Genomic DNA, 21506 nt, shown 5'->3' on the forward strand with positions numbered 1-21506 from the left:
AGCTAATAGTACAGATGTTCTCTAGCCGGCTTTTATCGTCCGGTTGATTGCGTTGACATTGCAGTTCGGCGTCGTTACTGTCGACGAGCGCGGTTAGTTCTTTCCGTGGCGGAATACCCGTATTGCATGATCGACGTATAGACGGAATGATGCAGGAAGTCGCAGAAGTCTCCAGGCCTACGGTCTCGGTAATCACTATTACCTTCCACGACGACGAGGGGCTGGCCAGAACGATTGAGTCCGTGCTCATGCAGTCGGGTAATTTCGACCTCGAGCACATCATCGTGGACGGGGCTGGTTCGCCGGAGACGATCGCGATCATGCGTCGGCTCGGCAGCACGGCATGTCTGATTTCGGAACCGGATCGTGGCCGCTACGACGCGATGAACAAGGGGATCCGGGCGGCCCGCGGGGACGTGCTCTGGTTCATGAACTCCGGCGACAGTTTCGCCGCTCCGCAAGCCGTTCAATCTGCGCTCGACACCATGGTGGACGTGCGTAACGAGTGGGGTTTCGGTTTGCAGTGCAACTTCGTCGCCGACGGCTCGATCCGTGGCGTGAGCGTGCAGCGGTTCCCATTTTCTCTGTGGGCGCTCGCGGTGGGTGCGCTCGGTGCCGTCGTGCCGCATCAGGCAACATATTTCGGTGCGGATCTGGTCGCCGAGATCGGCGAATACGATCTCGATCTGCCGATCGCGGCCGATCAGCTGTTCATCATGCAGGCCGCACAGATCGTCGAACCGCGCCGGTGTTGGCAGGTGGTATCCCATTTCGGCCTGACCGGGATCGGCTCGGCGATGAGTTTGCGAGAGTATTTCGCCGTGATGAGCGAGGCGCGGAAAAAAGCGGGGGTGCGCCTTACCCCGTGGCAAACGCTCGACGATCTGATCGTCGGCTATATCAGTACCAAGACTCGTGTCGAGGCGATGTTCCGGCGGACCGCCGAGTACCTGCTCACGCCGCTGATCAGGCGGGCTGAGCAGGTCGGGCCGTACCAGGACGAAAAGACCGCCACCGACCCGCGATCCGTCGGCGCGCTCGTCGGCATCTGAAAACGCGGATTTCGAGCGACCGGCAAGATTTTCATTGTACTATGTTGGAGATTTATTGTGTCAATGTTGCGTGATTTCACCCTGCGGGCGCGCGACCTTATCGTCGAAATAAGGCATGTACGAAAGTATGATCCCTATCTTCTTGGTCTCAACGGGGTAATCCACATCGGTGCCAATTCCGGGCAGGAGCGGGCTTATTATCAGGCCGCCGGACTCGAGGTGCTGTGGGTGGAGCCCATCCCGGATGTGTTCGAAAAGTTGGTGAGTAATATTCACCGCTACCCGCGGCAGCGCGCGCTCAGCTATCTGCTGTCCGACGTCGACGGTAAAACCTATGAGCTCAACATCGCCAACAACGACGCGCAATCGTCGTCGATTTTCGATCTATCGCTGCATGCCGAGTTGTGGCCAGAGGTGCAGTATGTCGACCGGATCAGCCTGCGGAGCACCCGGTTCGACACGATGGTCGATACCGAACATATCGATCTCGATCGATATGAAGCGCTGATCCTGGACACCCAGGGTGCAGAACTCCTGATATTGCAGGGCGCCGGCGACCTGCTGAGCAACTTCCGATTCATCAAGACGGAGGCGGCGGATTTCGAGATCTATGCCGGCGGCGCCCACCTCGGTGACCTGATAAAGCATCTGGCCGGTTTCGGTTTCAGCGAGTTGGGTCGGTGGAAGTTCGCCGATGGGCCGCCCGAAGGTAGCGGCTGCTATGACGTCATCTTCGAACGCCGGTAGCCGACGAGCGGCTCGGGTCTCGAAGATTTCACGCATGGTTCGAGGTGACGAGCCGCGGCCGAGCTTGTCGGGCGCGCGACTGGCGGTTGCGGATGTCACCCACTACCTGACGTCCACGCCGGAGGGACCCACCGACTGGATGATCTACTGGGTGTTCGACAACGGGGCCGCCGGGCCACCGGAGATCGACGAGATCACTGCCGCGCTGCGCGATCGCGAGCAGTATGTGACCGCCTTGGCCCGGCGGGTCGTGGAAGTTCCGGGCAACCTCGACAGCCCGTACTGGGTCGCCGATCACACCCCGCTGACGGACCGGCTGTCGGTGTCGGCCGACCCGATCACCTGGCACGATGCATTGCACTCGATCTTGCGGCAATTCATTCCGGGGATCGATGTTCGTGAGTTCACCTGGCGATTGACCGTGCACACCGACGTCCGCGGTGCGCCTACCGGTCCGGACGGCTCGGCCACTGGGTTCGAGAGTGGCTCGGCCACTGGGTTCGAGAGTGGCTCGGCCACTGTCGTATCGGCGCAGTTTTCGCACGCGGTCCTCTTCGGCAAGCAGCTCGAGGCGGTGTCTCAGGCACTGTTCGCGCAGGTGCCCGCGCCGCTGCGGGTCGACGGATTGGGTGCTGCAGTCGCGCGACCCCGGCCGATCAGTGCCGGCCTGCTCGGGCTGGTTCGGCTGCCATACGAGTTCGCTCGCTGGCAGGTGCTGCAGCGGCGCGCTGTGCGGACGATCCACCGCGCCGGCCGGCTCGCCGTGCCGGGCGCCGCACGTCAGGCGAGGCTGATCGACTCGCGGCCGATGCCGGTAGCGGCCACCGCGCTGCTTCCGGAGGTCCGGGTGTTGCGGCCGGACTTGGCCGGTGTCCGCGGCAAGGGGGTCACCGTGACCGCGTTCGTACTGACCGCCGTGTCGTTTGTTGCCGAGCGCTATCAGAACGAGGTCGGGCAGCCCTGCCTGCCCGACCTGACCGCGTTGGTGTGGGTCGCGCTCGGCGACGACTCGCGGATGCCGGGGGTGAACCAGGTCACCGAGATCGAAACGGACCTGTGCCCGGCAATTGCCGATCCGCTGGAGCGGGCCCGGGCCGTCAATGCGGCACTGTCGAGCGCGAGCGTGGCGGAGCGGCGGTTGGAACCGCTGTATCAGGCACAAGCTGCCACGCCGTTCCCGATCCACCGGTGGCTGTTGCGCCGGGTGTCGGGTCGGACGTCGACAGCGCGATGCGATATCGCCGTCTCGAGCGTGCAGCGTGGCGATACCAGCGCCGACTGGTCGCTGGCGGGTCGGCCGCATGCCTTCGGGTGCCACCTGGGCCGAGTCATGACCACCTATCCGCACCTGTCGCACACCTTGACCGGCGGGGGTGACGATCTCACCGTCACCGTGACCGCACTCCCGACCACCATCGATATCGATCGCTACGCACGTCTGCTCGCTGCCGCATTCGCCGATCTCGGAGCGGCGTTCGCCGATGTGGCCGCCGGCGCGGAGATCGGCAGCACCGATTGAGCGTCGTTGTGTGCGGCGGCACCTGCGCAGGCGCGGTGTGCTTCGTCCACCATGTCTGAGCAGTCGACAACTGGCCACCCACAGCGCTGGCCACCCACCGCGCTCGTCAGCGGCGACCGCTACGAAGATCGACTTCAGCTACTAGCCAGCAATCAGCCGGTGATCGGCACGCTGCACGAAGGAAATCCCGGCGGACCGGGTCTTCGGTGCCCGCGATCCGAGCCCGGTGCCACCAAACCTGCACGTCAACGACCGCCCCGTGCTGAAGCTTCGTGGTCGGCCGACCGGCAAAGTTGCTCTTGAACTAGGGAAACGTCACTTTTTCGGAGTCCTCGACTCGCGCTATCCGGCCATTTTCGGGTTACCACTTGGTAATGAGTACTAAAATAAACGACGCATCGCGTACGGCAGCAATCACGCGGCGTACGACGGCACGGAAATCAGCGCGCCGTCGTACGCCCGAGTCAAGAAAGCAGTCAAAGTGAAGGTCCACTCGATCTTAGGAGCCGAGCGTCCATCCATGCAGAACGTGGAAAATATTTTTTCCCAGCACGGCGAAGATGGTGTTGTCGATTCGATTCTGACGTCTCTGCCCGAGCGTGATGGGTGGGCGGTCGAGTTCGGCGCGTGGGATGGAGTCTTCCTGAGCAATACCGCCGCGCTGGTCGAACAGGGTTATCGAAGGGTCCTCATCGAGGGCGGAGAATCTCGTTATCGCGACTTGAAGGCGCGGCTCGCCGTGGAGCCGAAGGCGATTCCGATCCATGCGATGGTGGGGTGGGAAGGTGATCAAAAACTGGACCGTATCCTCGCTCGGACCGATGTCCCACTGGACTTCGACGTCCTTTCCATCGATATCGACGGCAACGATTACCACGTCTGGAAGGCGGTGGAGAAGTATCGGCCGAAGCTGGTGGTGATCGAGTTCAACCCGACCATCCGTGACGGTATCGATTTCGTCCAGCCTGCCGACCCGGCCGTCCGCCGCGGCAGCTCGCTCACCGCGTTGGTGGAACTTGCTGCGACCAAGCGCTATTCGCTCGCCGCGACCACGCTGTGCAACGCCTTCTTCGTCACCGACGAGTTGCTACCGCATCTGGACATCGCCGACAACTCGATCGAGGCGTTACATCCGCATTCTCCGGCCGTCTCGGACGTGTTCTTCGGTTTCGACGGCACCGCCGTCTTCACCGGCTCGGCCGGCTTACTGTGGCACGGTTTGGAACAACCGGAAGAGATACGGCTGCTGCCCCGACTCTTCGTCGGCTTCCCGGGAGACTTCGGCCGCGTCCGGAGCGTGCTGTTCGGCCTGTATCGGCTGCTGCGGGTGCGGAAGGGACGTCGTGGCCGTTCGGGTCCGTCGAGCGGACCTACCGAACGGACGGCAGTAGGTACCGGCGTGGCTGATCGGCAGACGTCCGGCACCGCCGACTGAACGTCCCTGGGGTTTCCGCGCCGGCGTCGGCGGGTTCGGCGCCGGCCGGTGTTGCCGTCCGGCGTCATCTCGACCAGACTCGGTGCGGTGATCGAGGTCAAGGGGCTGACGAAGTACTTCGGAGCAACGCACGCCGTCGAGGATCTGACGTTCACCGTCGCGCCGGGGCAGGTCACCGGGTTTCTCGGGCCGAACGGCGCCGGCAAGTCCACGACGATGCGGATGATTCTCGGTCTGGACAAGCCCACGTCGGGGGTGGCGTTGATCCAGGGCCGGCCGTACGCCGAACTGACCCATCCGTTGCGCACCGTGGGGGCGCTGCTGGATGCCCGCTGGGTGCATCCGAACCGGTCGGCGCGGGCGCATCTGCAGTGGATGGCGGCGTCCAGCGGGATTCCCAAGGCGCGGGTCGACGAGGTGCTGCGGCTGGTCGGGCTGACCGATGTCGCGGGCAAGTCGGCCGGTGGCTTCTCGCTCGGCATGTCGCAGCGGCTGGGCCTGGCCGGTGCGTTGCTCGGCGACCCGCCGGTGCTGCTGTTCGACGAGCCGGTGAACGGATTGGATCCCGAGGGGATCCTGTGGATCCGGCGGTTTATGCAACGGCTCGCCGGTGAAGGCCGCACCGTGCTGGTGTCGAGCCACCTGCTGTCGGAGATGGCGCAGACCGCGGACCAGCTGGTGGTGATCGGACGCGGTCGGCTGATCTCGGTCGCCACCGTGCAGGAGTTCGTCGGTCGCTCGTCGGAATCGGCGGTCCGGGTGCGGAGTCCGGAGCTGGACCGGCTGCGCGGGCTGCTCACCGAACGCGGGGTCGTGTTCCGGGAGGATCCCGGCGCGACGGGTGCGGCGCTGCTGGTGACCGGGATGCCGGCCGAGGAGATCGGCGGGTTCTGCGCCGACAACCGGATCGTGCTCTACGAGTTGGCGCCGCAGCATGGATCGCTGGAGGAGGCGTTCATGAAACTGACCGGCGGTGACGTCGAGTACCACGGCTCCGGTATGGACGACGTCATGGGTGGTGCGCTGTGATGGGCGCGCTGGCGGCCGAACGGATCAAGCTGACCTCGGTCCGCTCGCCGTGGTGGTGTTCGGCGATCATCGTCGTACTCGGACTCGGCTTCGCCGGGCTGATGGGCTGGGTCGGCAAGCAGGCGGCCGCGGACCCGACCAACTCCGACGAGTTCGCCGGACTCACCCCGGACCTCGCGGCCAGCGGTGTGTCCGGGTTCGGCATCCTGGTGCTCTCCGTGCTCGCTGCGTTGAGCGTCACCAGCGAGTACCGGTTCGGGATCATCCGGACGACGTTCCAGGCGATGCCCCGCCGCTGGCCCGTGCTGGTGGCCAAAGCGGTGCTGATCGGGCTGTACGGCGCGGTGCTCACCGCGGTGGTGGCGTTTGCGGCGGTCTATCTGGCCAAGGCGGTCGCCGGGCCGGCGGCGTCGGGCGACCTGGTGTTCAGCGACGCGACCAACGCTCGGTCGATGTACGGCATCCCGATCTACGCGTTCCTCTGTGTCGTGCTGGCGATCGGGGTCGGCGCACTGTTACGGCAGTCGGCCGCCGCGATCGCGTTGCTGCTGCTCTGGCCGTTGCTCCTGGAGAACTTGGTCGGCCTGCTCGGTTCGGTCGGGCGCAACATCCAGCCGTTCCTGCCCTTCGTCAACGCCAATCATTTTCTGGGTCAGGCCACCGGCATCGATTTTCCGTGGGGCCCGTGGGGTTCGTTGCTCTACTTTGCCGCATGCGTGCTGGTCGTGTTCGGCGCCGCCGTCGTCGTCACCGATCTGCGCGACGCCTGACCTGCAGCGCCCGCTCGAGTCCGAACGGCCGTGGTGGCCTACGGTGCCGATGCCGGACAATATCGGTATCGGTGTCGGACACACGGGGGAATGTCATGAAGTCGGTGGTGGGTGCGGCTGTGGTCGCAACGATGCTGGTTGCGGCCGCGTGTGCCCGGCCGGAGCCGTCCGATCCGCCGCCGGCGCTGACCGCCGACGGGTTGGCGGCGGCGCTGTCGCCGGCCGCGCTGAGCGAGCATCTGCATCGGTTGCAGCAGATCGCCGGGGAGCACGACGACAATCGGGCGGTAGGCACGGCCGGCTACGACGCCGGTCTCGACTACGTGCGTGATCGCTTGACCGAGCGCGGGTTCCGGGTACAGACCCAGGACTTCGACGCAGTCACCTACGCGGTGACCGCGCATCGGCTGAGCAGCGCCGCGCAGGAGTTTCCGGCTATCCCGCTGAAATACTCCCCGGCCACCCCGGCGGCCGGGCTCACCGCGCGGACGATCCGGGTCGCCGGCGGGGAACGGCCCGGCTGCGCGGCTGCCGACTATGCCGGGCTCGACCTCGCGGGCGCGATCGTGGCTATCCCGCGCGGCGGCTGCACGTTCGAGCAGAAACAGGATCTGGCCGCCGATCGGGGCGCGGTGGCGGCGTTGATCGTCGATCCGAACGGTCCGTTGCTCAGTGGCATCCTCGGCGAGCCGGATGCCGGTCGAATCCCCGTCCTCGGTATCGCCGCCGACGACGCGGACCGGTTGCTGTCCACCGCCGCGCCGGCCACGCTGGTCCTGGCCGCCACCACCACCCACACCCCGACCCGTAACCTCATCGCCCAGACCGACACCGGCAACACCGACAACGTCGTCCTGGTCGGCGCGCATCTGGACAGCGTGCCGGTCGGACCGGGCATCAACGACAACGGCACCGGGGTCGCGGCGGTGCTGGAGACGGCGTTGCAGCTGGGTAGTGCACCGCCGGTGCAGAACGCGGTCCGATTCGTCTGGTGGGGCGCCGAGGAGCTCGGGCTGCTGGGCTCCCGGCACTACGTCGATGCGATGAGCGAGGACGAACTGACGAAGGTCGCGCTGTACCTCAATTTCGACATGCTGGGTTCGCCGAACTACGGCTATTTCGCCTACGACGGCGACGACTCCGACGCCGACGGCGCGCCGGCCGGACCGCCCGGTTCGGCCGGGATCGAGCGGACGCTCGCCGGCTATCTGCACGATCGGCAACACGTCGAGGTGGCCGGCACCGATTTCGACGGTCGATCGGACTACGGTCCGTTCATGGCCCGCGGCATCCCGGCCGGCGGGGTGGACAGCGGTGCCGATGCGAGCAAGACCGCGGCCCAGGTGGCGACGTGGGGTGGCGCCGCGGGGGAGCCGTTCGATCCGAACTATCACACGGCCGCGGATACCGTGGACAATGTGAACCTCGACGCCTTCGTCCGCAACTCGCGGGCGGTCGCGTTCGGGACGGCGACCTACGCGCTGTCGGTCGGCGGTCCCGACGGGGTCCCGGTCGGGCCGGAACGGATCCATGCCCGGAGTGGGCATGCCTAGCGACCGGTATCGAACATCGGCGCCCAGGCGAGATACGCTCGTTCGGTGACGCCGCAGCGGGCGACCGCGCCCGGTGTGCGGGCCGAGTTCATCGACGCCATTCGCCGGCTGCGTGCAGTGCTCCCGGGCGATCCGGCATTCGGCGACGCCTTGTCCACCACCGGTACGGGTGGCCCACAAGTAGCTGCGCGTGCGACCGAGCGGTTGGTCGGGCCGAAACCGAGCGCAACCAAGGAGCTGAGCCTCGGCGCCCTGCAGGTATGGGAAGCAATGCGCCGCCGGGCCGGCCGGGGGGCCGAGCCGGCCGAGGTCACGGTCTTGTTCACCGATCTGGTGGCGTTTTCCAGCTGGTCGCTGCGGGTGGGCGACGAGGCGACGTTGGAGCTGCTGCGCAAGGTTGCCACCGCGATCGAACCGCCGATCGTCGAGCACGGTGGCCGGGTGGTGAAGCGACTGGGTGACGGGGTGATGGCCGTGTTCGAATCGCCGGACAGTGCCGTCTCGGCCGTCGTCGCGGCGCGGGCCGCGCTGGGTGGGGTGGACGTCGACGGCTACACCCCGCGGATGCGTGCCGGGTTGCATACCGGCATGCCGCGGGAGATCGGCGGCGACTGGCTGGGCGTGGATGTGACCATTGCCGCCCGGGTCATGGAGGCCGGCGGAAACGGCAACACGATGCTGTCCGAGGCGACGCTGCACGCGTTGGCTCCGGCGACCCTGGGCCGGCTCGGCTACCGGGTCCGGCTGTACCGGCGCAGCCGGTTCGCCGGCCCGCTCAGCGGTGTGCCGGAAGACCTGAAGATCTACTCGCTGCAGCCGGCCCGGTTGTCCGGCCGGGAGAGCCGCCAGAACGGCGACACCGGTCCGTGACCCGCGCCCAGGTCGTAGGCAGCAGCCAGGCAGCGACTGACCCACTCCTTGGCGAACTCGACCGCCTCGGGCACCGATCGGCCGTGCGCCAAGGCGCTCGCGATGGCGGCGGCGAGCGTGTCCCCCGCGCCGTGGTCGTTGCCGGTGGCCACCCGAGGGCGGGTGTAGGAGATCATCCGGTCGCCGTCGTAGAGCAGATCGGTGCTGGTCGCCGCGCCACGTAGGTGCCCGCCCTTGACCAGGGCCCACTGCGCACCCAGATGGTGTAGCAGTTCGGCGGCGCGCCGGGCGGTGGTGTCGTCGATCACGTCGATCCCGGTGATCAGCCGCACCTCGTCCAGGTTCGGGGTGACCACGGTGGCCAGCGGGATCAGCGTGTGCCGAACCGCATCCAGCGCGTCCGGGCGCAACAACGAGTCACCGTGCATCGAGGCGCACACCGGATCGACCACCAGTGGAATCGATCCGGCCCGGCCGAGCCCCACCTCGCCGCAGACGTCGGCGACCGCATCGATGATCGCGGTGGAGGCGAGCATGCCCGTCTTCGCTGCCCCGATTCCGATATCGCCGACCACCGCGCGCACCTGATCGGCCACGACGTCCGGCGGGATTTCGTGGAACCGGCTGACTCCCACGGTGTTCTGCACCGTGACCGCCGCGACCGCGACGACCGCGTGGACCCCGCACAACGCCATCGTCCGACTGTCGGCCTGGATTCCGGCGCCGCCACCGGAATCGGTGCCGGCGATGGTGAGCACCCGGACCGGGGTCCGGCCGGTGCGGGGTAGGGGAAGCAGTTCCACCGCGCCGAGGCTACCGGCCGGTGTGCTGGTCACGGTGTCGCTTCCGCGGGCCGGAGTGCGGGTGGGCCGGGCAACGGGCGCGCGCACAGCTCACCCGCCGCATCTTTGCTCAGACCGAACGCGCGCAGCACCCGGGCGGTCATCTGGTCGGCGAGCCGGCCCGCGTCGGCTTCGGGGTGGGCATCGAGCAGTTGCAGCACTCCGAGCAGCGCCCCGCCGGCGGTCATCAGGGCCAGTTCGACGTCGTCGATGTCGAACCGGCGGGTGGTTGCCGCGGCCGTCAGATCGGCGCGGGCGCGGCCGGCCAATCCCGCATCGCGCAACAACACCGCGGTGCCCTCGTTGAGCAGGATGCGCACCATCTGCGGGGCTTCGCGCTGCAGCCGCGCAGTTGTCCGGAAGCTGACCGCGAACACTTCGGCGGGGTCGTCGTAGCCGGCGACGATCTGGTCGAGCGCGCCGGCGTAGGTGTCCAGAACCTCGGCGACGGCCGCCTCGAACAGGGCGTCCTTGCTTTCGAAGTGGTTGTAGAAGCTGCCGAAGCCGACGTCCGCGGCGTCGGTGATCTGCTGGATGCTCACGTTGGTCCGGCCATCGGCGAGGAAACCTTGCGCGGCCGACAGCAGCGCCGCACGGGTGCGCTGTCGGCGCCGGTCGGTGCGGCTGGCAACTTCCGCAGGCTCAGCGGTCATATCCGCATCATATCTGAGAAGTTCATCAGAAATGGTCGGGACTCTACCCGCAAAGTGCCGATCTCATCAGCTGGTCGGTCGAAAGATCAAGTCGGTGCTCAACCGCCGCACGAAGGTCCGCAGCCGCTCGACGGTTGCTTCCTCGGGTTCCAGCAGGCGCAGTTGCAGCAGTTCCCGTCCGGTCGCCTGCAGGATCCGGGCCGTGTACTCCGGGTCGTGCACGTTCGGATTGATCCGGAGCAACTCTTCGGTCAGGAAGTCCTGCAATACCTGCTGTGATCCGGCGAGTCGTTGGTGCAGCTCGGCGGGGGCACCCTCGGGCGGAAACAGGAACAGCCGCCAGGTTTCCGGGTGGTTGCCGACCGCGTCCAGGACGCCGTCGAACACGTCCACCAGCAACGCGGTCGGGTCGGCTTCGCTACCGCGTTCGCCCACCGAGTCGGCAAACTGCGCGGCGGCGCGGGCCGATTCGCGATCGATCAAGGCGACGAACAGGCCCGGGATATCGCCGAACAGCTGGTAGATCAGCGACCGGTGAATCCCGGCGTCCGCGGCGATGCGCTTCGGGGTGGCGGCGTGGAATCCGTCGGCGTCGACGATCGCGTGCGTGACATCGAGAATCTGTTCGCGCCGCGCCGCCGACGTCATCCGCTGCCTCGGCGTCCCGGCGGCCACGCCGATCAGCGTATCGCACGGCTGATCGGCGGGGGCCTGGTTGACGGGGTACTCACACTATGTGAGTATCGTTGGTAACACAGTGTGAGTTAGCGGGAGATGTCGATGACCACCTACTTCCCCGAGCTGGACCGGCTGATGCAGTACCAGCGGGAACTGCCCGAGCTCTACGGCGCCCTCGATTTCGACACCCGCCCCTACCGGCTGACCACCGACCCGGCGGTGGCATCCGCGTTGCCCGGCTGGGTCGCGCGGCGCGAGCCGCTGCTCGCCGACGATCGGATCGTCGAGCTGGTCGCCACCGCCACGATGCTGGGCGACGTCGCCGCCGATCCGTACGCGGCGCTGAGTGCGACGCGCAGTGTGACCGAGTTGATCGAGTTGGTCCGGCTGGCCTGCCGAGCAGGCCTCGATGCCGTTCCGGACGCGCCGCCCGAGCTGGTGCGCTTCATCGAGTCGATGACCGCGCCGCCGGACTGGATCGACATGACACTGGTCGCCGACGGCGCGCGCCGGTCGAAGATCGATGCGGCGCTGCTCGCACCGTTCCTCATCCGCGGCGCATTCGTCGCTACCTTCACCAACACCTATGCCGCGCTGCCGATGGCACTGACCGGGGCGTTGTCCGGGCGCCGGGCGGCTCGCCGGGTGAACGAAACGGCCGCCTTCTTCGCGCTGACCACTTTGCCCGGCGCGCTGGACCGTTACGGTCCCGGGTTCGAGGCGGCGGCGTTGGTCCGATTGATGCATTCGCTGGTTCGATGCCACGCTTTGACCCGCGCGGCGAACTGGGACCCGAGCGTGTACGGCATGCCGGTGCCGCAGATCGACCAGCTGCCCGCCGGCATGATCCAGCTCTATCTGATGGCACAGCGAGCGTTGCGTGCCGGGCGGACCGAGTTCACCGCGGGCGAGCGGGCGGTCGTGGAGTTCAGCCGCTACCGCTGCTTCCTGCTCGGTCTCCCGGAGGAATTGGTTCCGGCGACGGCTACCGATATCGTCCGGCTGATCAATGCGCGCGCGGCACTGCTGCGGGACGGTTTCGACGACGAGACCTGCGGTCGGCTGGTTCGGTCCACGATGGACGCCTACCTGCGCGCCGCCGACACCCGGTTCGACCGGCTGGCCGACGCGGTGGAGAAGAGCTACAGCAAGCTCGGGTTCACCCAGGCGTTCTGCCACGGCAGTCGGCGGGCCGCGGCGGCGATGGGCGTGCATACCGGACCCGCCGACTATGCCCGAGTCGCGGTCACCGCGCCGTTCATCGTCGGTCGAGTACTCGCAGTGGGGCTGGCGGTGCGTAATCGGCGGCTGCGCCCGCTGGTCGACCGATACCTCGATCGGACCATCGCCCGTCGGCTGGTCGGCTACGGCAAGCCGGAGTACCGCACCGACGCCGGCAGCTACGCCGAGCTCGGTTCGGCCGGGGTCGGGGTGGCGTAGCGGTAGCGGTGGTGGTCGAGGAAGCCGAGCTTGCGGTACATCGCCAGCGCCGGCTCGTTCTCGACGGCAACCTGCAGGTAGGCGTGGCCGGCGCCGTGCGACCTGGCCCAGCGCAGCAGCTCGACGCAGATCAGCGTGCCCAGACCGTGTCGGCGGTGCTGTGGATCCACCTCGACCGCGGTCAGCCCGACCCAGACCCGACCGTCCGGCGCGACGGTGACCGCAGCCCGGGCGACCGCGACCGGGTTCTCCGTGCCCAGCGAGCCGAAGCCGAGCACACCCCCGACCACCTGCTCCAATACCGGACCGGCGGTCGGTGGCAGTGGTGCGTCCCGATATCGGCAGCGTGCGGTCCAACCGGGTGTGGGCCGCGGGTCCACGGTGAGCAGCGAGTCGCCGTTCGGGAGCACGACGTTGTCCAGGTCGACGGCGAGCATCAGCACCTCCTCCGAGGTGAACCAGCCGTCCGGCACGGCGCCGAGCCGATCCGGCAACAGCAGTCGCACCGGGAGCCCGCGCTCGGCGTACCACTGTTCGATCGCCGGCAGCGGGTCCAGGGTGACCGCTTCGCCCAGCGGCACCGCCGAATTCGCCCGCCCGGTGAATCCGTCGCCCGCGCGCAGGAACCAGCCGTCCAGCCATTCCCGCTCCAAGCCGGGCCAGCCGTGCGCCGCGGCGATCTCCAACGCCTGGATCTCCCGGGTCCGAATCGGCCGGGGCGCGTACGGGCGCAGGGCGATCACCCGCTCGGCGGCCACCGCGACCACGCGGCCGTCGTCGCCCCGCACGGCCGGCGGATCGAGCGAGACCAGCTCGCCGACCAGGTCGCTGAGCACGTCCGGATAGCCAGCGGGTAACCGGTATCGCAGCACTACCCGGGCTCCCGGCGACAGCTCAGTCGTCATGGCCGAACGGGTCGGGGGTGCTACCCGGCGTCCAACTGAGGCCCGGTACCCCCCAGCCGTTCTGCTTGATCGCCCGCTTCGCCGCGCGCGCGTTGCGTCCGATCAGAACGTCGGTGTACAGCAACCCGTCCAGATGGCCGACCTCGTGCTGCAACATCCGGGCGAAGAAGCCCTTGCCCTCGACCGACACCGGTTCGCCGTGCTCGTCGGTCCCGGTGACCCGGGCCCACTCCGCGCGGCCGGTCGGGAACTGCTCGCCGGGCACCGACAGGCATCCCTCTTCGTCGTCGTCCGGATCCGGCATCGTCTCCGGGATCTCCGAGGTCTCCAGTACCGGATTGATCACCACCCCCCGGCGGTACACCGGCGCCCCATCCCCGCGGCGTTCCGGGCAGTCGTAGACGAACAGCCGCAGCGGCACGCCGACCTGGTTCGCGGCCAGACCGACTCCGTTTGCTGCCGTGAGTGTTTCGTACATGTCGGCGATCAGTGGGGCCAGCTCCGCGGGCGATTGGGTGACGGATTCGGTGGGCTGGTGTAGAACGGGGTCGCCGACGACGCGGATCGGAAGAATCGCCATGCCGAGAGGATACTGGGCGGGGTCGGCAGGTTCGTGTCGTCCGTCCGGGCGGCCTATTGATCATGATTGAATGGAAAGTGACGTACATCGATGTCATTCGTCTGTGAAACTCGGTGAGGGAGCGAAATGGACGGCGCAGCAGCGCGAAACCGGGGCGGGGCCGGTCCGGGTGGGGCAGGGGACCGTGGCGAGGACGGACTGACCCGGCGAGAGCATGACATCCTCGGTTTCGAGCGGCAGTGGTGGAAGTACGCGGGGGCGAAGGAAGAAGCGATCAAGACGCTCTTCGACATGTCCGCGACGCGCTATTACCAGGTGTTGAACGCGCTGGTGGATCGACCCGAGGCGCTGGCCGCCGATCCGATGCTGGTCAAGCGGTTGCGCCGGCTCCGGGCCAGTCGACAGAAGGCGCGTGCGGCGCGCCGGCTCGGTTTCGAGGTCACCTGAGACGGTCTAGTCTGGGGGACGATGAGCGAGCGAGATGCGTCGCCTGCGGCACCGGCCGCCGGTCCGAGCGGTGCCGCAGCCGGCGGTCCGCCGTTGCGAGCTTTGGCGATGCTGCTGATCGCGCTGGCGATCGTATTCGGCGGGATCGGCATCTTTTCCCTGTCCGGCTCGGGTTCGGGGGACGGCGCTGCGGCGAGCGCGTCGACTGCCGAATCGTCGGGCGGGCCGGCGACCACCGCAGCTGCGGCCGCGACGTCCGGGGTCGCCGGTGCCACGGTGTCGACGACGCCCACCCCGGGTGCTGCTATCAGCAATCCGGCCCCGTCCGGTGCGACGCCGTCCGGTGCGGTCTCGTCCGGCGCGACGGCGTCGGCGGTGATCGCCTCGGACAAGTCGGTGCCGGTTCGGGTGCTCAACAACAGCGACATCGCCGGCCTGGCCGCCCGCACGGCGCAGCAACTGACCGGGGTGGGCTGGACGGTCGCCGAGACCGGCAACTACGTCAGCAGCACCATCGGCACCACGACGGTGTACTACGGCAACTCGACCCAGGAAAAGGCAGCGGCCGAGGAGATCGCCGGCAAGTTGGGCGCCACCGCCCAGCCGAGGTTCGGTGCGATCGCCAACCTCGGGCAGGGGGTCGTGGTCATCGTGACCCAGTAGCGGTCGTCGTGCCGCGATAGTTCCGGCGCGGGCTGTCTATGATCGATCCGATCGATCGTCACCCGATTAAGGAGCTCCCTCGATGGCTTCGTCATTTGCTCGCCGGTCCTACAGCGGAGTCGTCCTGCCGGTTCTCGCGGTCGCGGCGTTCGGTTTGACGGGCTGTACGAACAGTCAGGAGACCAGCGACAGCTCCGGCACCACGCCGCCGGTATGGACCGGCTCGCAGGCGCCTGCGGCGAGCGGCACCGGGGAACACGGCGAGAGCGCCGCAGGCGCTGGCGACTCGGCCGGCGGCGACTCGGCCGTGGCGGAGCTGAAGGACGCTGCGGGTAAGGACATCGGCACGGCCACGTTCACCCAGGTCGGCACGCATCTGATGCTGACCGTCGAGGCGAAGGGGTTGACCCCCGGGTTCCACGGTCTGCACGTCCACCAGGTCGGCAAGTGCGAGGGCGATTTCGCGTCGGCCGGCGGGCATTACCAGGCCCCGGGGCACACCACCGAGCCGGCCAGCGGCGACCTGACCTCGCTCGCGGTGTTGTCCGACGGCACCGCGACGTTGACCACGAACACCGACCAGCTCACCCTCGACGACCTGCGGGCCGACGGTGGCCGGGCGATCATCGTGCACGCCGGTGAAGACAACTTCGGCAACATCCCCAATCGGTACACGCTGCCGGAGGGCGCGCCGGTGCCCGACGAGCAGACCCGGATGACCGGAGACGCCGGCGGCCGGGTTGCCTGCGGCGTCTTCGCGTAGTTCGAGCCGGGGCGGTGCTGTCTCCGTCCGGTACCGCCGTGGGCGGTGACATTCCGTTCCGGTCGTCGTCGCGCCCCACGCTCGGCGTGGAATGGGAGATCGCGTTGGTCGACAAGACCACGCGCGACCTGGTGAACGTCGCCTCCGAGGTGTTCGACGCGGTCGGCGAGTTGCGTGCGGACGACGGCACGCCGCAGATCAGCAAGGAGCTGCTGCGCAACACCGTCGAGCTGGTCACCGGGGTCCGCGATACGGTCGCCGAGGCGATCGACGATCTGACCGAAACGATGCGGGTGGTCCGGCGGGCGGCCGATCGGCTCGGTGTGGACCTGTTCTGCGCCGGCACCCATCCCTTCGCCTCGTGGTCGGCTCAGCAACTGACCCGCTCACCGCACTACGACGAGTTGATCGAGCGGACCCAGTGGTGGGGCCGGCAGATGCTGATCTGGGGGGTGCACGTGCACGTCGGGATCTCGCACCCGGCGAAGGTGTTCCCGATCCTGAACGCCATTCTGCTGCAGTACCCGCACCTGCTGGCGCTGTCCGCGTCGTCGCCGGTGTGGGCCGGAACCGACACCGGCTACGCCAGCAACCGCGCGCTGATGTTCCAGCAACTGCCGACCGCGGGGTTGCCGTTCCAGTTCGATACCTGGGGCCAGTTCTCCGCGTTCGTGCACGATCAGCTGACCACCGGCGTGATCGAACAGCCGGGTGGGATGCATTGGGACATCCGGCCGGCGCCGCGCTGGGGCACGATCGAGATCCGGGTGTGCGACGGGGTGTCGACCCGGGCCGAACTGGCCGCTCTGGTCGCGTTGATCCATTGCCTGGTCGTCGATCTCGATCGGCAGCTGACCGACGGCGCGACGCTACCCGGCCTGCCGCCGTGGCACGTCCAGGAAAACAAGTGGCGCGCAGCGCGCTACGGGCTCGACGCGATCGTGATCACCGACGCGAAGTCCAACGAGCGGCTGATCACCGACGATCTGGACGATCTGTTGGAGCGGTTGGCGCCGACCGCAGCGCGGCTGAGGTGCGCCGACGAGCTCGCCGCGGTCGCCGACATTCCGCGGCGCGGCGCGTCGTACCAGCGGCAGCGGCGGGTCGCCGCCGAGCACGGTGGAGATCTGGTGGCGGTGGTCGACGCGGTCGTCGGCGAGCTGGACTGACGCCCGGGCCTCGGGCTACTTTCGGGCACCCGGCCGGCGGGGGAGCAGGCAGGTGACGTCGCGGTGCCGGATCGCGCCGGCCCACAGCCCGGCGCCGTAGGCGAGGTCGTCCAGTCGTCGGCTGACCGGGGCATACCGCATCGTCGGATGCTCGATCCGGGCGACCAGCACATCGATCACCAACGCCGACCCGACCGCACGGCGCACGGCCGGGCTCGGCATCGCTGCCAGCAGCGTGGCCGGCCACCAGTGCCGTAGCAGTAACGCGGCCTCCTGCCGGACCGCCCAGCCCAGGCTGCGGACGGCGAGCCGGATTGCCAGCTGCGGCCGATCGGGGGTATCCGGCAGGCGTCGAATCAGACTCCGGATGTCGAGCGCCAGCCCGACCGCGACCAGCGGCGCGGCCCACCGGTGCCGGATCAGGAGCGCGGCCGCCGTCGCGGCCGCGGGTCCGGACAGCACCGCGGGTGCGCCGGTCCGGCCGTGTCGTGCCGCCAGTTCGGCGCCGCCGGTGCCGTAGACGAACTTGCGGCCCAGCCACTCGCGCAGGGTTCGTCGGGTGTCGTGCTCGGCCATTTCGGCCGGGTCGTAGCGGACGGCGTATCCGGCGTCCACCAGCCGCCAGACCAGGTCGACGTCTTCGGCGACCCGGAGCGATTCGGTGAATCCGGCGCCCAGGTAGTCGGTTCGAGCGACCAGGCACGCGCTGGGCAGCCAGGCCACCGCCGCGCCGGGCCGGACCGAACACGGCCGGTCGCCCAGGGTGAGCGACGAGACGCGCATGTCGTACCGCTCGAACCAGTTGGCCCGCTCGGTCGCCGGGCGGCCCCGCAGCAGTGGTCCGACCAAGGCCAGCCGGTCGTCGGCGAAATGCCGGGCCAGCCGCAGCAGCGTCGTCGCGTCCACCGCGACGTCGGAGTCGACGAACGCGACGTAGGGCGTCCGAACCCGGCGCAGGCCGGCGTTGCGGGCCGCTGCCGGACCCTGGTTCACCGGGAGCGACACCAGCTCGACGTGGAACCGGGCCGCCACCGCAGCGACCGCACCGGGGTCACGGGAGGCGTCGTCCACCACGATGCACGCCAGCCCGATCAGCCCGGACAGCGTGCGGGCCAACTGTTGCGGGCGGTCACGGACCGGCAGTACCACGGTCAGCTCGGCTGGTCGGGGGGTCGCCGGACCGAGTACCGGATCGGCCAGATTGCCGTCGAGCAATCGTCCGGTCAGTGCGTCGGTTCGGGCATCGGACACCCGCAGCCGGCCGTCGGCCAGCAGGATTCGGGCCGCCGGTGCCAACCGCATCGCCCGGATCGGCGAGCCCCCGAGCAGCAGTCCGTCGTCGCTGCGTTGCACGTCGGCCCGGACCCGCACGGTGTATCCCTGGGCGAACCGCCGGACGGGACGCTCGGTCACCGATCGAACAGCAGGTCGCTCGGTGCGGACGTGCCGCCCAGCGTCCGATCGAAGTCGGCCGGGATGAGCAGGTGCTCCGGCGTCAACTCGGTGACCGACCCGACGGCCAACCCGCGCAACGCAGAATCGATGCCGCCGGACAGGACATCGAGCACGTTCTCGACTCCCGCGCCACCGTTCGCGGCCAGCCCCCACAGGTAGGCGCGACCGATCAGCACGGCCTTGGCGCCGAGCGCGAGCGCTTTCACCACATCGGAACCCCGCCGGACCCCGCCGTCCATCACGACATCGATCTGGCCGCCGACCCGGTCGGCGATCGGTCGCACCATCCGGATCGCGGCCGGGGTGCCGTCGAGGTTGTTGCCGCCGTGGTTGGACACCGAGATGCCGGCGACGCCGACGTCCACCGCGCGCAGCGCATCGTCGACCCGGCAGACTCCCTTGAGCACGAACGGGGTTCCGCTGATCTGCGACCAGGTCCGGCGCATCCAGGCGACGTCGTCCCAGGACGGCGGTGGGGTGGTCATCCACTCGTAGTACGCGCCGAAGAAGGTCGGCGCGGTCCCGCCGGGTGGGGCGAGGTTGGGCGCGGTCAGGTCGGGAATTGCGCCGGTCCGGCCGAACTCCCACAGCCAGCGTGGTTTGGTCACCACCTTGGGTGCCATCCGGACCATCGTCTTCAGGTCGACCTGCTCGGGAATTTCCGGACTGCCCCAGTCCCGGCCGGTCGAGAACGACCAGTCCAGCGTCGCGATCAGGCCGTGCACCCCAGCCGCATGCGCGCGTTGCATCCGCTGCACCATCGTGTCCCGGTCGCCGGTCCAGTACATCTGGAAGAACGTGTCGGCGCCGGTTGCGGTGACCTCTTCGACCGATTTCGAGGCGAAGTTCGACAGGCCGACCACCGTGCCGCGGGCGGCGGCTGCTCGCGCCACCGCCACCTCGCCGTCCGGGTGTACCGCCTGCACTCCGGTCGGGCTGAGCAGCACCGGCAGCGCCACATCCCGGCCGAAAACGGTTGTGCTCAGCCGGCGTTCGGCGTGCTGGCCGACCACGTGCGGCGCCAGGCCCAGTTCGCCGAACGCGCGTTCGTTCTCCGCGATCGTCTGGCCTCGTTCGGAACCGGCGACCAGCGCGCCGTATACCGGCTTGGGCAGCCGCTTGCGGGCCCGCTCCTGGGCGACCGCAACCGACTCGAACCAGGGGTTCTGCCGCCACGGGTTGGCCAGCCACTCGGGACGTTGCATCACTACTACTTTCGTCTGCGGCTCAGGGGACGAACCCGGCGAGCGGGCTCTCGGCACACGCGTGGGTCGGTGGCGTGGCCGGGTCCGGGGTGTCCGCCGGTCGGCGGCCGATGCTCAGCAGCACCGGTGCGTTGCGGGTCGGCCGGCTGCGCGAATGGTCTTGCCCGGACGCCGGAACCGCCCGAGCGCCGGCCAGCGCGGCCGTGCCGTGACCCTGCACGCACTCCGGATCGGGCCCGTCCAGCGGCAGCCCGGTGAAGAACTTGGCCGCCATACAGCCGCCGCGGCAACTGCCGAATGCCGCGCAGCTCGCGCAGGCCCCGCCGGACTGGGGTACCCGCAGCCGCTGGAACAGCGGCGACTGCTGCCAGACGGCGGCGAAACCGCCGGGACCGGCAACGTTGCCCGCCAGGAACTCGTCGTGGATGGCGAACGGGCAGGCGTAGACGTCACCGATCGGATCGATCAGACAGACCACCCGCCCGGCGCCGCACAGGTTCAGCCCGGGCAGGGTCTCGCCGAACGCCGACAGATGGAAGAACGAGTCGCCGGTGAGCACCGAATCGCCGTGCGATAGCAGCCATTCGTACAGTTCGCGTTGCTGGCCCGGCAGCGGGTGCAGCTGATCCCAGACGTCGGCACCGCGGCCGGCCGGCCGCAGCCGGGTGAGCCGCAGCGTTGCGCCGTACTCTTTTGCCAGCGCCGCGAATTCATCGAGCTGGCCGATATTTTCCCGGGTGCAGACCACCGAGATCTTGGCATCGGTGAAGCCGGCGGCCTGCAGGTTGGCCAGCGCGGCGATCGCGGTGTCGTAGGACCCGGTGCCGCGTACCCGATCGTTGACCTCGGCGGTGGCGCCGTCCAGCGAGATCTGCACGTCGACATAGTCGGTCGCGGCCAGCTGTGCCGCACGTTCCGGGGTGAGCCGGGCGCCGTTGGTGGAGAACTTGACGCCGACCTGATGCGATACGGCGTAGTCGAGCAACTCCCAGAAATCCGGCCGGATGGTCGGTTCGCCGCCGCCGACGTTGACATAGAAGACCTGCATCCGCTGCAGCTCGTCGATCACGGCCCGGCACTGTGCCGTGGTCAGCTCGCGCGGGTCGCGGCGGCCGGAGCTGGACAGGCAGTGTGCGCACTCGAGGTTGCAGGCGTAGGTCAGCTCCCAGGTGAGGCAGATCGGCGCGTCCAGACCGAACTCGAACTGCTGGATCAACGAGCCACCGGTGGGTCGGATGGGAGGTTGCGCCACGGTCATCGGCGGGGCTCGATCATCTCGGTGGCGGCCAGCGCGCGCAATGCGACGAGGTACCGCGGATGTTCGGCCGGGGCGACCCCGGCCGCGGTCAGTGCGCCCGCCACGTCCGGGTGCGTTGCGAGCCCGGTCACCGTGGTGACCAGCTCCGGGCTCTTCAGGAAGGTCAATTTCCGATTGCCGAAGTGGTACGCCAAAGCCCCGAACGGCTCCGGTCGCAGCGCGACCGCCTCCGACAACGCCCACGCCTGCGTCAGCATGTCGTCGGCCGGCGCCGGGTCGGCCGGGACGGTGTCGGCCGACCCGCTGGGCGGCGGCATCAGTACACGCCGCACATGCCGTCGATCGAGACCTCCTCGACCAGGCTGTCGGAGCCCACGCCGTCGGCATCCAGGCCGTCGGAGTTCCGAGCCGTCGAATCCAGGTTCGGGACGTCCGCGCTCGAGGCGGAATCGACGTTCGCAGAGTTGTCCATG

The 21506-nt window shown here is 68.5% G+C and carries 23 protein-coding genes; 13 read left to right on the forward strand and 10 right to left on the reverse strand.

All coding sequences use genetic code 11. The features are described 5' to 3' along the window. Positions 1–146 precede the first annotated feature (146 nt). From KV203_RS02125 to KV203_RS02160, 8 genes are all read left to right on the forward strand, one after another. Positions 147–1052, forward strand: coding sequence for a glycosyltransferase (locus tag KV203_RS02125; protein WP_083529753.1), 906 nt, complete (start codon positions 147–149; stop codon positions 1050–1052). 66 nt (positions 1053–1118) lie between these two features. After that, positions 1119–1799, forward strand: coding sequence for an FkbM family methyltransferase (locus tag KV203_RS02130; protein WP_169797444.1), 681 nt, complete (start codon positions 1119–1121; stop codon positions 1797–1799). A gap of 34 nt (positions 1800–1833) precedes the next feature. Then, entirely contained in the window at positions 1834–3318 is a 1485-nt protein-coding gene (locus tag KV203_RS02135; protein ID WP_066466892.1) for a WS/DGAT domain-containing protein, read from the forward strand. Positions 3319–3799: 481 nt separating this feature from the next. After that, on the forward strand, positions 3800–4753 hold the full coding sequence (locus KV203_RS02140) for a class I SAM-dependent methyltransferase (RefSeq protein WP_157079644.1): 954 nt from the start codon (positions 3800–3802) through the stop codon (positions 4751–4753). Between the two features lie 87 nt (positions 4754–4840). After that, positions 4841–5782 carry an ATP-binding cassette domain-containing protein gene (locus KV203_RS02145; RefSeq protein ID WP_066467176.1) on the forward strand — a complete coding sequence of 314 codons (942 nt, stop codon included), beginning with the start codon at positions 4841–4843 and terminating at the stop codon, positions 5780–5782. Then, complete coding sequence (locus tag KV203_RS02150; protein WP_066466890.1) at positions 5782–6552, forward strand: ABC transporter permease; 771 nt, start codon at positions 5782–5784, stop codon at positions 6550–6552. Before KV203_RS02145 ends, KV203_RS02150 begins: the two co-directional genes overlap by 1 nt. Positions 6553–6647: 95 nt before the next feature. Next, positions 6648–8105 carry a M28 family peptidase gene (locus KV203_RS02155; protein ID WP_217995926.1) on the forward strand — a complete coding sequence of 486 codons (1458 nt, stop codon included), beginning with the start codon at positions 6648–6650 and terminating at the stop codon, positions 8103–8105. Positions 8106–8150: 45 nt separating this feature from the next. Next, positions 8151–8975, forward strand: a complete 825-nt coding sequence (locus KV203_RS02160) for an adenylate/guanylate cyclase domain-containing protein (protein ID WP_066466889.1) — start codon at positions 8151–8153, stop codon at positions 8973–8975. On the opposite strand, the gene thiD is transcribed toward KV203_RS02160, so the two are convergent. From thiD to KV203_RS02175, 3 genes are all read right to left on the reverse strand, one after another. Continuing rightward, positions 8909–9778, reverse strand: a complete 870-nt coding sequence (gene thiD / locus KV203_RS02165; protein ID WP_066467174.1) for a bifunctional hydroxymethylpyrimidine kinase/phosphomethylpyrimidine kinase — start codon at positions 9776–9778, stop codon at positions 8909–8911. The genes KV203_RS02160 and thiD overlap by 67 nt on opposite strands. Positions 9779–9807: 29 nt before the next feature. After that, positions 9808–10470 (reverse strand): TetR/AcrR family transcriptional regulator, encoded by a 663-nt coding sequence (locus KV203_RS02170; protein ID WP_066466888.1) that lies wholly within the window; start codon positions 10468–10470, stop codon positions 9808–9810. 66 nt (positions 10471–10536) lie between these two features. Beyond that, entirely contained in the window at positions 10537–11145 is a 609-nt protein-coding gene (locus KV203_RS02175) for a TetR/AcrR family transcriptional regulator (RefSeq protein ID WP_306303580.1), read from the reverse strand. A gap of 105 nt (positions 11146–11250) precedes the next feature. Here KV203_RS02175 and KV203_RS02180 point away from each other — a divergent pair, with 105 nt between their 5' ends. Further along, positions 11251–12588 carry an oxygenase MpaB family protein gene (locus KV203_RS02180; RefSeq protein ID WP_066467173.1) on the forward strand — a complete coding sequence of 446 codons (1338 nt, stop codon included), beginning with the start codon at positions 11251–11253 and terminating at the stop codon, positions 12586–12588. On the opposite strand, the gene KV203_RS02185 is transcribed toward KV203_RS02180, so the two are convergent. Together KV203_RS02185 and KV203_RS02190 are read right to left on the reverse strand one after the other, a co-directional pair. Then, positions 12549–13493, reverse strand: a complete 945-nt coding sequence (locus KV203_RS02185) for an N-acetylglutamate synthase, CG3035 family (protein ID WP_066466886.1) — start codon at positions 13491–13493, stop codon at positions 12549–12551. The two genes, KV203_RS02180 and KV203_RS02185, sit on opposite strands and share 40 nt — an antisense overlap. Next, on the reverse strand, positions 13483–14073 hold the full coding sequence (locus KV203_RS02190; RefSeq protein ID WP_066466885.1) for a peptide deformylase: 591 nt from the start codon (positions 14071–14073) through the stop codon (positions 13483–13485). Before KV203_RS02190 ends, KV203_RS02185 begins: the two co-directional genes overlap by 11 nt. Before the next feature lie 126 nt (positions 14074–14199). Here KV203_RS02190 and napA point away from each other — a divergent pair, with 126 nt between their 5' ends. The 4 genes from napA (at position 14200) to KV203_RS02210 (ending at position 17115) form a co-directional block, all read left to right on the forward strand. Next, the gene (napA, locus tag KV203_RS02195) at positions 14200–14520 is read left to right on the forward strand and encodes a nucleoid-associated protein NapA (RefSeq protein ID WP_066466884.1); all 321 of its coding nucleotides are present in this window, start codon (positions 14200–14202) and stop codon (positions 14518–14520) included. A 21-nt stretch (positions 14521–14541) separates the two neighbouring features. Continuing rightward, positions 14542–15183: a LytR C-terminal domain-containing protein gene (locus KV203_RS02200; RefSeq protein ID WP_174522006.1), complete on the forward strand. Its 642-nt coding sequence runs from the start codon at positions 14542–14544 to the stop codon at positions 15181–15183. Positions 15184–15265: 82 nt separating this feature from the next. Beyond that, the gene (gene sodC, locus KV203_RS02205; protein ID WP_066466883.1) at positions 15266–15946 is read left to right on the forward strand and encodes a superoxide dismutase[Cu-Zn]; all 681 of its coding nucleotides are present in this window, start codon (positions 15266–15268) and stop codon (positions 15944–15946) included. 38 nt (positions 15947–15984) lie between these two features. Continuing rightward, positions 15985–17115, forward strand: coding sequence for a glutamate--cysteine ligase (locus tag KV203_RS02210; RefSeq protein WP_174522005.1), 1131 nt, complete (start codon positions 15985–15987; stop codon positions 17113–17115). 15 nt (positions 17116–17130) lie between these two features. On the opposite strand, the gene mftF is transcribed toward KV203_RS02210, so the two are convergent. The 5 genes from mftF to mftA are packed head-to-tail and all read right to left on the reverse strand — an operon-like array spanning position 17131 to position 21424. After that, positions 17131–18528 carry a mycofactocin biosynthesis glycosyltransferase MftF gene (gene mftF / locus KV203_RS02215; protein WP_066466882.1) on the reverse strand — a complete coding sequence of 466 codons (1398 nt, stop codon included), beginning with the start codon at positions 18526–18528 and terminating at the stop codon, positions 17131–17133. Next, positions 18525–19775 carry a pre-mycofactocin synthase MftD gene (gene mftD, locus KV203_RS02220; RefSeq protein WP_066466881.1) on the reverse strand — a complete coding sequence of 417 codons (1251 nt, stop codon included), beginning with the start codon at positions 19773–19775 and terminating at the stop codon, positions 18525–18527. Before mftD ends, mftF begins: the two co-directional genes overlap by 4 nt. A 22-nt stretch (positions 19776–19797) precedes the next feature. After that, positions 19798–21033: a mycofactocin radical SAM maturase gene (gene mftC, locus KV203_RS02225; protein WP_066466880.1), complete on the reverse strand. Its 1236-nt coding sequence runs from the start codon at positions 21031–21033 to the stop codon at positions 19798–19800. After that, positions 21030–21350 (reverse strand): mycofactocin biosynthesis chaperone MftB, encoded by a 321-nt coding sequence (gene mftB, locus KV203_RS02230; protein ID WP_157079643.1) that lies wholly within the window; start codon positions 21348–21350, stop codon positions 21030–21032. The genes mftC and mftB overlap by 4 nt, the downstream gene beginning before the upstream one ends. Beyond that, a complete protein-coding gene (gene mftA / locus KV203_RS20020) occupies positions 21350–21424 on the reverse strand; it encodes a mycofactocin precursor MftA (protein ID WP_373279197.1) in 75 nt (24 codons plus the stop codon). Before mftA ends, mftB begins: the two co-directional genes overlap by 1 nt. Between the last annotated feature and the right edge of the window lie 82 nt (positions 21425–21506).

Origin of the sequence: Skermania piniformis (assembly GCF_019285775.1) — a bacterium.
Taxonomy (GTDB): domain Bacteria; phylum Actinomycetota; class Actinomycetes; order Mycobacteriales; family Mycobacteriaceae; genus Skermania; species Skermania pinensis.

Excerpts from the sequence above, each read along its gene's own strand:
- KV203_RS02125 (WP_083529753.1), top strand. The coding sequence starts at position 147 with ATGATGCAGGAAGTCGCAGAAGTCTCCAGGCCTACGGTCTCGGTAATC.
- KV203_RS02135 (WP_066466892.1), top strand. The coding sequence starts at position 1,834 with ATGGTTCGAGGTGACGAGCCGCGGCCGAGCTTGTCGGGCGCGCGACTG.
- KV203_RS02150 (WP_066466890.1), top strand. The coding sequence starts at position 5,782 with ATGGGCGCGCTGGCGGCCGAACGGATCAAGCTGACCTCGGTCCGCTCG.
- KV203_RS02155 (WP_217995926.1), top strand. The coding sequence starts at position 6,648 with ATGAAGTCGGTGGTGGGTGCGGCTGTGGTCGCAACGATGCTGGTTGCG.
- KV203_RS02170 (WP_066466888.1), bottom strand. The coding sequence starts at position 10,470 with ATGACCGCTGAGCCTGCGGAAGTTGCCAGCCGCACCGACCGGCGCCGA.
- KV203_RS02180 (WP_066467173.1), top strand. The coding sequence starts at position 11,251 with ATGACCACCTACTTCCCCGAGCTGGACCGGCTGATGCAGTACCAGCGG.
- KV203_RS02185 (WP_066466886.1), bottom strand. The coding sequence starts at position 13,493 with ATGACGACTGAGCTGTCGCCGGGAGCCCGGGTAGTGCTGCGATACCGG.
- KV203_RS02190 (WP_066466885.1), bottom strand. The coding sequence starts at position 14,073 with ATGGCGATTCTTCCGATCCGCGTCGTCGGCGACCCCGTTCTACACCAG.
- napA (WP_066466884.1), top strand. The coding sequence starts at position 14,200 with ATGGACGGCGCAGCAGCGCGAAACCGGGGCGGGGCCGGTCCGGGTGGG.
- KV203_RS02200 (WP_174522006.1), top strand. The coding sequence starts at position 14,542 with ATGAGCGAGCGAGATGCGTCGCCTGCGGCACCGGCCGCCGGTCCGAGC.
- sodC (WP_066466883.1), top strand. The coding sequence starts at position 15,266 with ATGGCTTCGTCATTTGCTCGCCGGTCCTACAGCGGAGTCGTCCTGCCG.
- mftD (WP_066466881.1), bottom strand. The coding sequence starts at position 19,775 with ATGCAACGTCCCGAGTGGCTGGCCAACCCGTGGCGGCAGAACCCCTGG.
- mftC (WP_066466880.1), bottom strand. The coding sequence starts at position 21,033 with ATGACCGTGGCGCAACCTCCCATCCGACCCACCGGTGGCTCGTTGATC.
- mftB (WP_157079643.1), bottom strand. The coding sequence starts at position 21,350 with ATGCCGCCGCCCAGCGGGTCGGCCGACACCGTCCCGGCCGACCCGGCG.